General features: G+C 57.7%; 13 protein-coding genes. 8 read left to right on the top strand and 5 right to left on the bottom strand.

What is annotated here, in order from left to right; genetic code table 11:
• Positions 1-755: 755 nt before the first annotated feature.
• From F591_RS0110565 to F591_RS0110545, 5 genes are all read right to left on the bottom strand, one after another.
• On the bottom strand, positions 756-1,337 hold the full coding sequence (locus F591_RS0110565) for a thioredoxin family protein (protein ID WP_026326522.1): 582 nt from the start codon (positions 1,335-1,337) through the stop codon (positions 756-758).
• A 474-nt stretch (positions 1,338-1,811) separates the two neighbouring features.
• Positions 1,812-2,486 carry a hypothetical protein gene (locus F591_RS0110560; RefSeq protein ID WP_019534568.1) on the bottom strand — a complete coding sequence of 225 codons (675 nt, stop codon included), beginning with the start codon at positions 2,484-2,486 and terminating at the stop codon, positions 1,812-1,814.
• 8 nt (positions 2,487-2,494) lie between these two features.
• Positions 2,495-2,830 (bottom strand): hypothetical protein, encoded by a 336-nt coding sequence (locus tag F591_RS0110555; RefSeq protein ID WP_019534567.1) that lies wholly within the window; start codon positions 2,828-2,830, stop codon positions 2,495-2,497.
• Between the two features lie 147 nt (positions 2,831-2,977).
• Positions 2,978-3,490 (bottom strand): ABC transporter permease, encoded by a 513-nt coding sequence (locus F591_RS27805; protein WP_083935439.1) that lies wholly within the window; start codon positions 3,488-3,490, stop codon positions 2,978-2,980.
• Positions 3,491-3,518: 28 nt separating this feature from the next.
• Entirely contained in the window at positions 3,519-4,139 is a 621-nt protein-coding gene (locus tag F591_RS0110545) for a hypothetical protein (protein WP_019534565.1), read from the bottom strand.
• Positions 4,140-4,453: 314 nt separating this feature from the next.
• Between F591_RS0110545 and F591_RS0110540 the strand changes: the two genes are divergently transcribed.
• The 8 genes from F591_RS0110540 (at position 4,454) to F591_RS0110505 (ending at position 11,678) form a co-directional block, all read left to right on the top strand.
• Positions 4,454-5,515 (top strand): suppressor of fused domain protein, encoded by a 1,062-nt coding sequence (locus tag F591_RS0110540; protein ID WP_019534564.1) that lies wholly within the window; start codon positions 4,454-4,456, stop codon positions 5,513-5,515.
• Between the two features lie 42 nt (positions 5,516-5,557).
• On the top strand, positions 5,558-6,040 hold the full coding sequence (locus F591_RS0110535; RefSeq protein WP_019534563.1) for a hypothetical protein: 483 nt from the start codon (positions 5,558-5,560) through the stop codon (positions 6,038-6,040).
• A gap of 40 nt (positions 6,041-6,080) precedes the next feature.
• A complete protein-coding gene (locus tag F591_RS0110530) occupies positions 6,081-7,415 on the top strand; it encodes an SMI1/KNR4 family protein (protein ID WP_019534562.1) in 1,335 nt (444 codons plus the stop codon).
• A gap of 97 nt (positions 7,416-7,512) precedes the next feature.
• Entirely contained in the window at positions 7,513-7,911 is a 399-nt protein-coding gene (locus F591_RS0110525; RefSeq protein WP_019534561.1) for a hypothetical protein, read from the top strand.
• Positions 7,912-7,957: 46 nt separating this feature from the next.
• Positions 7,958-8,602 carry an SMI1/KNR4 family protein gene (locus F591_RS0110520; RefSeq protein ID WP_019534560.1) on the top strand — a complete coding sequence of 215 codons (645 nt, stop codon included), beginning with the start codon at positions 7,958-7,960 and terminating at the stop codon, positions 8,600-8,602.
• The gene (locus F591_RS0110515; protein ID WP_019534559.1) at positions 8,586-9,302 is read left to right on the top strand and encodes a DUF4274 domain-containing protein; all 717 of its coding nucleotides are present in this window, start codon (positions 8,586-8,588) and stop codon (positions 9,300-9,302) included. Before F591_RS0110520 ends, F591_RS0110515 begins: the two co-directional genes overlap by 17 nt.
• Before the next feature lie 4 nt (positions 9,303-9,306).
• The gene (locus F591_RS29520) at positions 9,307-9,969 is read left to right on the top strand and encodes a hypothetical protein (RefSeq protein WP_019534558.1); all 663 of its coding nucleotides are present in this window, start codon (positions 9,307-9,309) and stop codon (positions 9,967-9,969) included.
• Positions 9,957-11,678: a WD40 repeat domain-containing protein gene (locus F591_RS0110505; RefSeq protein ID WP_019534557.1), complete on the top strand. Its 1,722-nt coding sequence runs from the start codon at positions 9,957-9,959 to the stop codon at positions 11,676-11,678. Before F591_RS29520 ends, F591_RS0110505 begins: the two co-directional genes overlap by 13 nt.
• Positions 11,679-11,868: the final 190 nt, after the last annotated feature.

The following is an 11,868-nucleotide window of genomic DNA, read 5'->3' as shown; positions in this document are numbered from 1 at the left end:
CAGCGTGCGAGCTCCGCGTCAGCGTGCGAGCTCCGCGCCAGCGTGCGAGCTCCGCGTCAGCACGGCCCCTCCCCGAGCACATGAGGCGACAAATCCTGCAAAAAATGCAACATTTTCCGCCCCTTTTGCACCATGGGAAGGGAAATGTTGTATTTTGTGCAACAATTTGGGCTAGATTGGCTCCAAACCCGGGGACATCGCCCAAAATGTTGTACATTTTACAACATTGAGCCGAACATAGGGCTGATCCCCCCGTTTTTGTTGTACAAAATACAACATTTGCTCTCTTGAAAATTTGGCGGTATACGCCGACGAATTTTTCAACAACGAAGGCGACGACCGATGACGAAAGAATCGCTTGTCATAGGCGTCTATCTTGAAAATTCGACGAAGTTTATCGGCGAATTTTCAACACCGAAGGCGACGACCGATGACGAAAGAATCGCTTGTCATAGGCGTCTATCTTGAAAATAGCGCTTAGTGCGCCGCGGGCCTATTTTCACCATCTGATGGTGCTGCGCCAGCGGCATGGGGGTCTTACCAGACACCAATCGAAGCCTTGCGAAGCGAGCGGCCCATCTCCTGCAGCGCGGGTCCGTCGATCGCGCGCGAAGGCCAGCAAACCGGCAATCCGCCTTTGCCGCCATCCAGAAGCGAGCCGCAGGTCAAAGCGCCCTGTCGGGTGGTCCTGTGGCCCAATGGCAAAAAAAGAGCCGCCTTCGCGGCAGCCCTTAAGACAAATATAGGGTTCATCCTTATACAAGGTCGCACGCCTCCGCCGGCATCCAGTGGGCGTCCTGTCCGTCCCACTTGACGTTGCAGCCGATCGGATTGGTGAGCGGCACCGAGACCGGCCGGCCCGCCAAATGGTCTTCCAGCGCATTGGCCAGGTCGTTCACTGTGCTCTTGGCCGACTCCCTCGGGTTGTCGATGCCCCGTCCGGTGTAAATCAGGCGGCGCTCTTCGTCGAACACGTAGAAGTGCGGCGTGCGAAGCGCTCCGTAAGCCAAAGCGACCTGCTGCGTCTCGTCTCTCAGGTATACCCACGGGTACCGGTGCTCCTTCATATGCTCGACCATGTGTTCGAAGGAATCCTCCGGCTTCGTGTTCACGCTGTTGGAGTTAATGCCGACGAACCGGACACCCTGGTCCTTGAAGCGTTCTGCCGTCTCCCGCGTCACCTCGTTGGAGCCGAGAACGAACGGGCAGTGGTTGCAGGTAAAGAATACGACCAACACCTTCGCGTCGCCAAAATCATTCAGCGCATACGTCTTTCCGTCCGTCGCCGGCAAAGAAAAATCCGGCGCTTTGCTGCCGAGCGTTAGAGTGAATGCCACAGCGATCGACCTCACTTTCTGAAATAATTGGTTCATTCCACGAACCGCTTACATGAATAGTATACCGAATCCGCCCAGTTTGGGGAATACTTTCTGTTCCTTGCAAGACCATCCTCCGCTCGCAAGCTGCTTTAGGCCTCAAGATCAACACATACTCTATCTTGAAAATTTGGCGGTATACGCCGACAAAATTTCAATACCGCAGGTGACGACCGATGACGACAGGAAGCGCTCGTCATAGGCGTCTATCTTGAAAATAGCGCTTGGTGCGCGGCCCATTTTCATCCTCTGATGGTGCCGCGCAAGGCGGCATGGACGTCTATCTTGAAAATTGGCTTTGATCCGCCGTCAAATTTTCAACAACCGAAGGTGACGACCGATGACGAAGGCTTCGTTCGTCATAGGCTCTAGCCTCAATTGAAGGGAAGCGCTGGTTTCCAGTACGGCATAAGTTTCGTTTTTCAAGCCGGCGACTCACTCCTCCCAAGCGATCCCGATCTCCGCAAAAGAAGTTCGGCTTTCGCTCAATCCTTCGGGGTTATCCGATCCGATCATGTCGATCTCCCTTCGCGTTAACGCAATGGGATCCTCCGGATGCTGAATTTTTCTGGCATAGAGCGACGTTAACAGCTGCACTTGCGCCTCATTCATCTCGTAGTATTCCCGCCAGGCCTCGATAGCGGCTTCTGTATCCATAAACTGCTCTTCCAGCAAGTATCCTCCGTATCGAACGAATCTTACGATCGAATCGGCGGAAGACAGCGTACCCCGATCGCCCCAAAAAGCCGTCGTAATCAAAGGAGAGACCGTTCCGTCTTCGTCCTCTTCCAGCAAGTAAGCCAACGTTTCCTCCTTCGCCAGCTCCAGCACTTCTTTGGGTGCCCCTGCAAAGAAATCGATAGCCGCCGGGCGATCCGGACGAGAGACGCCCTCAACCCGAAACGCGCCAACGATATAGTTATCGTCAAAGGTCACGGTCCCTCTGCCGCCCGAACTGTCCACGACATTATAGTTTTGGCCATCCCATGAATGCTCGTACGCCAGCTCGGGATCATGAGCCACCATAATCGCATGAGCAATCGACGCCAGCATGCATCCGTTCCAGAGAGCGGTTTTATTTAAAGAATGATTGAGAATGACCGGCTTCATCCGCGCATCTATACCTCTTTCTTTTCGATTTGTTCAATGAACCGCCAGTCCACTCCTTCTTCCAGCTGACGATCGATCTTCTCCAGCAGCTTGAAGCCTTCCTGCTCTATGCCTTCGTCATGACCGCATACGTCATAATAGCGCCTCTTAAACCGGACAAACCAGTAGTACATACTATAATAAATACTGGGCTTATCCAGAGGAAGGTCCGCGGCGTGATCCCTTAAAAACAAATAATGCGCCATACATTGCTTTAACTGACTATCATTGTATTCGCTGCAAAAATTCCGCAGCTTCCCGTCGGAAACGTGTGCCCGCAGCTCGTCTTCCTTAAGAATCCTCATAGACCGCACCCGGCTCTTTTTGAAATCCCGTTCTCTTCCTATGGTAAAATAGGGAAAAGGAGCCGTCAAGCTCTTAAGGATCTCAAAGGAAGGTGCAGCCGCGTGCGGAATATGGTGCTTCCTATACATAGAGGCAGGTGACAAGGTTCAGGTATGGTTTAGCGGCGGGGGGGAATGCAAGCCCGAAACGACGATGTTAGGCAGGATGCAGGCCGCGTTGATGCCGAAAGCCGCGCCGAAGCTGCTCCACCGGGAAGAAAACCATAATTGGATCGCCGCTAACGGCAGGATGGCGATCCAGCCGCGCAGCGCGCTGCCAAGCGCCATCCTCCCGTTCAAACTTCCTTCCACGCCGGCGAGAATGACTGCGGTAGCGGCGGCTCCAACGAAAGCCAATTGAACCACAGCCAGCAGCACAGCCAATACAATGGCCTTGGCGGCGTATACCCGGGAGCGTGAATAAGGCATCGCGAGCAGCAGCTTCCAGCCTCCCGACCGATGCTCGTACCCGCAGAGCAGAGCGGCCAGCACCCCGGAAAACAACGGAAAGAAAAACATGGAATGAAGATTGAATACAAATTGCTGATGCCCAGGGACAAATTCGCCAGCAGATCGACAACAATAAACAGCGCAACGAGCCCCCACTGCACTTTCATCCATTCCGCAGCCAACAATGGCTTCATCGCTTTCACCCTCCTACCATTCCATGCCGGCAAAATGTCGCGCTCCCGCCATCAGCAGCAGTCCGCCCAAGAGGCTTCCCGCCAGCACCCACGGCAGATGATCCGGCATTAACTCTGTGCACGCTGCGGTCCTCGTGTCTCGTCTCGTTCTGCGATAGCGGGTAAGGACTGTAGATCAGCGTGAGCGCGGAAAGCCACGGATTGTCGCTGATAAAGTCCTCCACCAGCGCCCTGGCCTTGTCTTTATCCACTTTCTCTTGGCTGATATCGAAAACGTACTCCTTCGTTCTCCCGATTCCTTTGCGAACATTGACTGCAATGATTGCTCCGTCCCTCTTGGCCAGCTCTATGCTTCCGTAATAAAGGGGGTTGCCGTACCACTGTCCGGGCTCCGCGGAAAATGATATTTTCCAGCTGTCATACGGCTCCGCCACCGATTCGACCCTTGTGATTTGCGCGCCCTCGATCAATAAGCCGAGCTTCTCCACCATGGCGACCGCCTGCTCCTGACTCATGACGGCGTAGACTTGCGCCGCCTGTTCCGCAGCCTGCGGCTGAGCATAAACGGCGCTGCCTCCCGCTCCGGCCAGGATGCCCAGCCCGATCCCTATTCCTAGCCGCCTCATAGCCCCTCTCTCCTCTCCGAATCGCACGACCGTGGTCATGCCCGCACGCAGGCCTCCATACTGCATTTGTAGACGCAGCAGATGCGAAAGACGTTGCGAATTGTTTTTCGCACAGCGAGCCCCTGAAGCAGACCGTATTCGGCGTATTTTTCCTCCAAACCCGCTTTTGCGATTGCTCATGTTTTGAAAATGAAATGCCGATAACAGAAGCATTGTATCAATATCTGGTATAATAGGCGTGTTCGTCGCTTTCGGTGCTGAAAAATCCGCCGAGGACACCGCCAAATTTTCATGATCATTGAGGAGGAACAACGATGAGCGAGGAAGCAAGCAGCACCGGTTGGGACGCTATAGAGGAGGCCATGGCCAAGCTGTACGGAGCCCAGGAGCCGAAGCATTACGGCACGCTGGTCCCCTACATGCTGGGAGGCAACGATCCGCTGGACGGCATCAGCGCGTACAAGGCGGAACAGCCTTATCCGCATTGGCATTTTGTCACGTTTGGATTTTCGGAGCTCTACGACAAGGAGTCGGACAATGCCGAGCAGAGCGGCTACGGCTTTGAGCTGACCTTTCGGCTCGCGCGGGAGGAGGAAGAGGAAGAGCCTCCGGCCTGGGCGCTGAACCTGCTGCAAAACATGGGCAGATACGTATTCAAAAGCGGCAACGTGTTCCACTCGGGCGATTATTTGGATGCCAACGGCCCGATCTGCCTCGGCTCCGATACGAAGCTGACAGCGCTGGCCTTCATCGATGACCCCGAGCTGCCGGAAACGGATACGCCGAACGGGAAGGTTCAGTTTCTGCAAATGATCGGCATAACAGGCTGCGAGCTCGAAGCGATGATGACATGGAATACGCGCGGCCTGCTCAAGGCTTGCGAGGCGCATATGCCCCGTTACATCACGGATCTGTCGCGGGATTCCTTCCTGCAGGAGCCCGATGTCGCCGCAGCGGTGCAGCAGGGCATCGAGCGGGACGGGTCGAACACCGCCTTTTTATATGTCGATCAGCTCGGCTGGGAGCCCCCTCAGAAGCGTCTGTTCGGCAAAAAGCCGGCCGTCCTCAAGCTGGGAGCGAAGCAGGCCGGAACGGTCGGCAAACTGCTGAAGGGCCGCATTTTGAAAGGGGAGTTTCTGTACTTGTCGGGACAAGAGATCAGCGTCGTTCTGGAGCCGGGAGAGCAGCCGGGCTTCGAAGCCGATGACGAAATGGTGCGCATCCTGCTCGACGAGACGAGCGCCGCCGAGCTGTCGCGCAAGCTGCAGCCGAAGGAAGGCGTCATCGAGCTGTCCTCCATGAACGGAATGACCGTGCAAGTCCTGAAAACCTACATCAAGGATCAGGACGGCAACGTCGTCTCGACGATCGGCTAGCCGATAACGTCTTTATATGCATCGATACATAAGGAGAGTCGCATGAGCCCATATCCTGCCGTCATCGAGGCGTTTCATCAGACAATCAACTCGTTAAAAGGCATTGCGGGCGTCGAAAGCGGCGTCGAGAACATGGAGCCGATCAAAGCGGACATGCTTGGCTCCAGCGCTTGCGCCCATCTTCCCCATGCCGCCCTGCGGCGCACCGGCGGCGGACTTCCGCAGGAGGTGCTGCTCCAGTTCGAGATCGGCATCGACTATTCGCCGGAAAGCCTGCAATCGATCGAGTTTCTCGCCTGGTTCGCCAGGGATTGCGCGCGGGGCGGAACGAATATCCAGCTCAGGCCCTTCGCGCTGCCGCCAGAGAGCCCCAGCGGCAGGCAGTTCGGAACGACGCTGAAGCTGCATATGGACCTGTTTGTTGGCGGGATCGAGGAGACCCTGGAGCCGGCCTTTGAAGTCGTCCAGCGGCTTAATCATACGTTGCAAATGGCGATCCGGTTATACGACATTCCGTTGAAATGATATCGATTACCGTCTGGGAAGAGACGTCCGGGAGGAGCATATGCTGAAGGAACAATTGGATCGGATTCGCCGGAAGTTGCCGCAGGCAGCCGAGGCCGATCCGGAGTATCGCGTGTTTGGAGCGAGCAAACACCGCTATAAGCTGAACGAGCCGCTGAGCATTGACGAGCTGCGCCGATTCGAGCAAGCGCACGGAATTACGCTGCCCGAACCGTATGCGGCTTTTTTGACCGAGCTCGGAAACGGCGGAGCGGGACCGTATTACGGGATTCACCCGCTGGGCAAGAAGCAGTCCATCGACCTGGATCTGATTGGCGAGCCCTCGCCTTTGCGGCCTGGAGCCGAGCCGGCGCCGTCCGGCAGCGGCATGGACGACGATGATGATGACGACGAATACCCCGGCCTGCTCAATATCGGAGAGCAGGGGTGCACCTATGAGACGATGCTGGTCATTACCGGGGAATACCGGGGCAAAGTGATCTATATCGATCTGGACAGCCGGAGAACTTTTTTTACTTACGAAGCGAATTTCCTCGATTGGTACGAGCGCTGGCTGGACGAAACGATCGCCGGCTACGACAGCAGCTGGTTCGGCATGCGCCGGGGCGGGGACGATCGGGAGCTGATCGCGCTGTACCGCTCGGCCGCGGCGGAGAACGTCAGGCTTGAGGCTTTGGACGGCATGCTGAAGCTGCCGCGCATCGCTGACGAGACAGCCGACTTTCTGCTGCGGCAGATTGACGAGAGCTCCGGCGATGTGCGCCGCATGGCGCTTCAGGTGCTGGCGAAGCTGCGGTTTGATCGGGCGGAGCCACTGATCCGGCAGTTGCTCCGCAGCGGGGAGGCCGCCGATCGGCTGCTTGCGCTGAAGTTCGCCAAATGGTACATGCCCGAAAGGGACCGGCGCTTTACGGAGGAGCTGATCGCTCTGCTCCCGCAGGAGACGGACGGCGAAGCGTTCACCTTTTTGGCGATGATGCTGGAGGAGGCCGGAGCGGACATGCTGGCGCTGATGCTGCCTTACTTCGCCCATCCCGACCGGAAAATCCGCACCCAGGCGATATATCAGGCGGGGCAAGCGCCCGCAGCTGCGAAAGCGGCGAACCTTCCGGCATTCATCGCGGCCTTGGAAGATCCGGACCCATGGGTAACGGTCATCGCCCTGCAGGCGCTCAGAGGCGTCACGGATACGCGCTTGCTGGAAGTTTACGAGCGAATCCTGGAGCGGCATCGAACGGATCAGAACTACGTCCGCTCCAACGTGCGGAGACTGCTGGAGGAATATTCGTTCCGGTCGCTGGAGCAGGTGGAACGGGAAGTGCCTTCTGCCTTAAGGCAAGTGAAGGGGATGCTGCGGAAAATCATCGGGCCGTAACTCATCGGCTGAACCTCCCGGGATGGAGCGAGCGTCATTCGTAATGAACGCCATGGCGATACATGACATATTCCGAAACGGACTGGGGAGGTTGAACATGGGAGTAGCATATAAGCTGGAATGCGATTCATGCCGTTACGAGAGCAATATGTTTGTCGGTATCGGCTTTGCGTACTGCTCGCTGGAGTCGATCGCCTCGTTTGTCGAGGATGCTGAGCTTAAACAGCGGATGTTGACATTCATGAAGGACAGCTCGACACAATACAATGCCTATGACGCAGTGTATGTTTGCCCGCAATGCGGCGGCCTCCAAAACGAACTGTACATCGAGATGAGCTCGGATTCCGCTCAATACAAGCATACGTACAATTGCAAAAGATGCGGAACCGCGATGCATGAAATACAGATCGAGCACAATGGGCCTGTCGATGTTGTCGGCTGCCCGGACTGCCGGGACGGCAAGCTGACGGCGACGTTTTATATGGATTGGGATTGACTCGGATCGGAAGGGCCGTCAACCCGGCAGGAAAGGAGAAGGATTCGTGTACGAGCAGCGTATCGATCAGGTTCGGGCCAAGCTCGAGAGGCTTAGGCAGGCGGACTCGACGTTCGCCTTATTCGGCGCAAGCCGGCACCGCTACGCTTTGGCGCCGCCATGGAATCCGGAAGACGCAATCAAGTTCGAGAGGACGTGGCAGGTGACGCTGCCGGAGGAATACAAAGCTTTTTTGCTCTATGTCGGCAGCGGCGGCGCAGGTCCATACTACGGATTGGAGCGGCCGGAGAACGGCGTTTACACAGATCTTGATACTAAAGACGAGCTTAACCTCATCGCCGAGCCGTTTCCTTATACGGAGGCGTGGAATCTGGAGCTGGACGAAGACGTCGGCCTTTTGAGTCAGGATGAAAGGACCGAGATTGAAACGGCGTACTTCAGCGCGAAACATTCGGCCGGGCTGCTGCGCATCAGCAATTTCGGCTGCGGCGTGTCCATCAATCTGGTCGTGAACGGGCCGGCTTACGGCGAAATTTGGGTCGATGACCGGAGCAACGATAACGGCTTATATCCCGATCATTATTTCGGAAATCGAGAGCGCCTTACTTTTCTGGCCTGGTACGAAGCCTGGCTTGACCGATCGCTCGAGCAGATCAAGGAAGGAGCCGCGGCAGATGATGAGCTGGGCTGACATCTGCAGAACGAAAAACCCGGAAGCGGTTCGCCAGGCGGCGGCCGTGCTGGACGTGAACGAGCGGGACGAGCGCGGCCGCACGCCGCTTATGCTGCTGATTACGCAGCGGATGCCGGTCCAGGCGCTCGATCTGCTCATCGAGCGGGGAGCCGACCTGGAAGCGGAAGACAAGCTTGGGGACACGTCGCTGAAAAAGGCGGTCAAGTTCAACCGGAAGGAAACGGTCGTCAGGCTCCTCGAGGCCGGCGCCAGGCTCGATTCGCCGCACGGTATTCTCGCTACAGCCTGGAATGCGGCACGCGGCCGCAGCAAGGAGATCGCCGACCTTTTGCTCGCGACGACCGGAGCGGTTCGGCTGACGCTGACGGATGAAGAGCGGGATATGCTGGACGATATTTTATACGACGAGTCGCTCGCTTCCATGTGCCGCAAAATTCGCCGGCTGACTTCCCCGGTGCTGCTGCATGCTGTCGTGAGCGGCTATAACTGGGACGGCGGACCGGAGCCGATGCTCGCCGCTTTCGAGAATCCGGCCTGCCCGGAAATCACGCTGTCGGATATGTACGACTTGCTGGACGGGGATTACTGGATCGGGCAGGAACAGGCGGCGCTGAATCCGTCCGACGAAGCTGCGCGGTTTAGGGAGCTTGCCGTGAGATTGAAGGAACGCCTGAAGCGATTCACACAGGAGGAATAGCAGCATGAACGTAGACCGTGCGGTGCTGGAACAGCTGAGGCAGCTGAAATCGGAATGCGACCTCGCTGAGCCATATATCGCTTTGGCGATCTATGCTCCGGAGGAGCTGGAGAAGGAACAGATCGGCTACAGCACAGATGAGAAGGGCCGCAGTCTGGCCTCGGACGAGGACGGAGCATGGCAGCCGGGATGGATCGTGATCGGCCGTACCGAGCTTACCGGCGATCCGATCATTGTCGATATGAACGAAGCGGGACAGCCGGTCTCCTGCCTTATGCATGGCATGGACGAATGGGGTGCGGGCAGCTATATCGCCGGTTCGATCGGGCAATTCCGCGACGCGGTCGCCAAGATCCGGCTGCTGATGGCGAGCCATCGTCCGCAGGTGGCGAATACGCCCGTCACCTGCGCCGCTCTGGACGATGCCGTTGCGGACATCGCAGCGGCCGACGACTATGCCGATGCGGATACGTGGCAGGCCCTGCTGGAACCGAGCTACCGTATGGCGCGGCAGCAGGAAGAGGCCCTGATCGGGTCGATCCGGTCCATGAGCGGGCAAGGCATGAAAATCAAGGATATTGCCGATGCTCTCGGAATTCCTTTGAAGCTGGCGTACAGTTTTCTAAAAAAAGTAAAAAGCGAGGCGGACAATCGATGGAGCGAATGATCGCTGCGGCCAAGGAATACAACAGAAGCGGGAAGCATCGGGAGACGCTGGTTTTGCTCGGTCAAGCATGGGCAGAGCAGCTGCGGAATCCGGAAGATTCGCTTCAGCGGCATGCCTTTCTCCGCGGTCTGTATTATTATGCGGAGGCTGCTCTGCTTGACGAACAGTTTGCCTTGGCTCAGCAGGCAGCGGAACGGTTCGAGGCTGTACTGACCGATGCAGCGGATCACGAAGAAATCGACCAGGACATCCGGCTCATGCGCCTGCTGCTGCAAGCGGTCGCCTCCCTGACCGGTTCGGCGGAGGAATGCCGGCGAGGCCTGCGCAGTCTGAACAGATCGCTCGGCTACGGCGGAGCGAAGCCGGAATGGGACGTTCGGATGAAATACGTTTTGGCGCTGGCCGACTGCCTGGATGACAACGTCATCGACGGCAAGCGCAAATTGTCCGAGCTCACGCCGGAAGAGGAAGCGCTGTTCACCGAGCCGATTCGCCAGCTCAACCGCAGGCTGGAGGAACGAAGCCGGCTCGATTTCAGAGCGCTTCGCGCCGGGCGCCGGGCCTTCGTCGAGATCGGAACGCACGACGCCTGGATCGCGCAGCTGTGCCTAAGCCCCGGCGGCACGTTGGTCGCCGCGATGCATCAAGACGGCGAGCTGAAGCTGCTTCATACCGAAAGCGGCGAGGAAGCCGCCTCCTTCAGCGACAGCAAGGCGCTGTTCGAAGCGGAGAAGGCATCGGAAGCGGCTCTCGCCTTCAGCCCGGATGCGCGGTACCTCGCCGTCGGGTTCGGCGTCGGGATGGTCAAGATATACGATCTGCGGGAACAACAGCTTCATGCGGCGTACGACTGTCCCGGCCTGGACTGGGAGCAGCTGGATGACAATGCGTACTATGAGGAATACACCTATGTAACATTTAGCGCAACCGGCCGCTATCTGATCGTCGTGCCGACAGCGGCAAACTACGACCCGCAGGGCGACATCGGCTATCCTATCCCCGAGCCTTACCGCACGTTTTACTGCATCGACCTGGAGAGCGGCCGGGTCGTGCTGCAGCATACGTTTGCGGATCGAAGCAAAATCGCGGCGATCGCGATCAGCCCGGACGAGAAATGGCTGGCGGTCGGCCTGTTCGGCAAGCGGATGACGATATGGAATGTGGAGACCGGGCAATGTCTGTACGACGATGCGAGTTTCGTCTGGCTCGGCCTGCCTTCGCGCGTAGGAATGACGCAGACGATCGCCTTCAGCCGGGACAGCCGGAAGCTGCTCTACGCCGCCAGAGAAACCGTCCGCATCGTGCATCTGACGGACAGCTTCCGCACCGAGGACATCCCCATGCCGCAAGGCCGGGTATGCTGCGCGCTTTGCTTCGATTCGCAGGACAGCGTCGTCGCCGCCCAATACGTGCATAACGAGCCGGCCTATATCGTCAAATACCCTAGCGGCTGCAGCGAGGAGGCCATGCTGATCAAGCACGATTCGCAGGATGTGGACAGCATCTGGATCGATGAGGAGCGCGGCGAACTATGGGTGTACTCCTCCCCTGTTCTGCAAGTCAGAAACTACAGCAGCGGCGAGCTCATCAAAGCGTACGATCCTTATCAGTGGTCCTATTCCCCTTACGCGATCGGCAACTCCGTATCCGTCGAACCGAAGTCGGGGATGGCAGCGATCAGCTTCCGCTCGAAGATTCGGCTCGTTTAAGCGGGATCATTCACCGACATGACGCCGACGCTGCGGCCAGAACCGCGGGATCTCCGCCCGAACGCAGCAGCAGACCCCGCACATTCTGTGCGGGAAACAACCGGCGGCGAACTCAGCGGACTTGGCGAGCTGGCCGCGGCGCGCATCGCCCAATGTCCTCGGCGCGTCGGCGCAATGGCCGTTCCCGCTC

This window comes from Paenibacillus ginsengihumi DSM 21568 (assembly GCF_000380965.1).
GTDB classification, from domain to species: domain Bacteria; phylum Bacillota; class Bacilli; order Paenibacillales; family NBRC-103111; genus Paenibacillus_G; species Paenibacillus_G ginsengihumi.
The sequence above is the reverse complement of the archived record's forward strand: the minus strand, read 5'-3'. Positions and strand labels throughout refer to the sequence as shown.

What these genes read in the sequence shown, in the direction of transcription:
- F591_RS0110515 (WP_019534559.1), top strand. Translation starts at nt 8,586, where the DNA reads ATGATGAGCTGGGCTGACATCTGCAGAACGAAAAACCCGGAAGCGGTT.
- F591_RS0110530 (WP_019534562.1), top strand. Translation starts at nt 6,081, where the DNA reads ATGCTGAAGGAACAATTGGATCGGATTCGCCGGAAGTTGCCGCAGGCA.
- F591_RS0110555 (WP_019534567.1), bottom strand. Translation starts at nt 2,830, where the DNA reads ATGAGGATTCTTAAGGAAGACGAGCTGCGGGCACACGTTTCCGACGGG.
- F591_RS0110540 (WP_019534564.1), top strand. Translation starts at nt 4,454, where the DNA reads ATGAGCGAGGAAGCAAGCAGCACCGGTTGGGACGCTATAGAGGAGGCC.
- F591_RS0110535 (WP_019534563.1), top strand. Translation starts at nt 5,558, where the DNA reads ATGAGCCCATATCCTGCCGTCATCGAGGCGTTTCATCAGACAATCAAC.
- F591_RS0110560 (WP_019534568.1), bottom strand. Translation starts at nt 2,486, where the DNA reads ATGAAGCCGGTCATTCTCAATCATTCTTTAAATAAAACCGCTCTCTGG.
- F591_RS0110505 (WP_019534557.1), top strand. Translation starts at nt 9,957, where the DNA reads ATGGAGCGAATGATCGCTGCGGCCAAGGAATACAACAGAAGCGGGAAG.
- F591_RS0110525 (WP_019534561.1), top strand. Translation starts at nt 7,513, where the DNA reads ATGGGAGTAGCATATAAGCTGGAATGCGATTCATGCCGTTACGAGAGC.
- F591_RS29520 (WP_019534558.1), top strand. Translation starts at nt 9,307, where the DNA reads ATGAACGTAGACCGTGCGGTGCTGGAACAGCTGAGGCAGCTGAAATCG.
- F591_RS27805 (WP_083935439.1), bottom strand. Translation starts at nt 3,490, where the DNA reads ATGGATGAAAGTGCAGTGGGGGCTCGTTGCGCTGTTTATTGTTGTCGA.
- F591_RS0110545 (WP_019534565.1), bottom strand. Translation starts at nt 4,139, where the DNA reads ATGAGGCGGCTAGGAATAGGGATCGGGCTGGGCATCCTGGCCGGAGCG.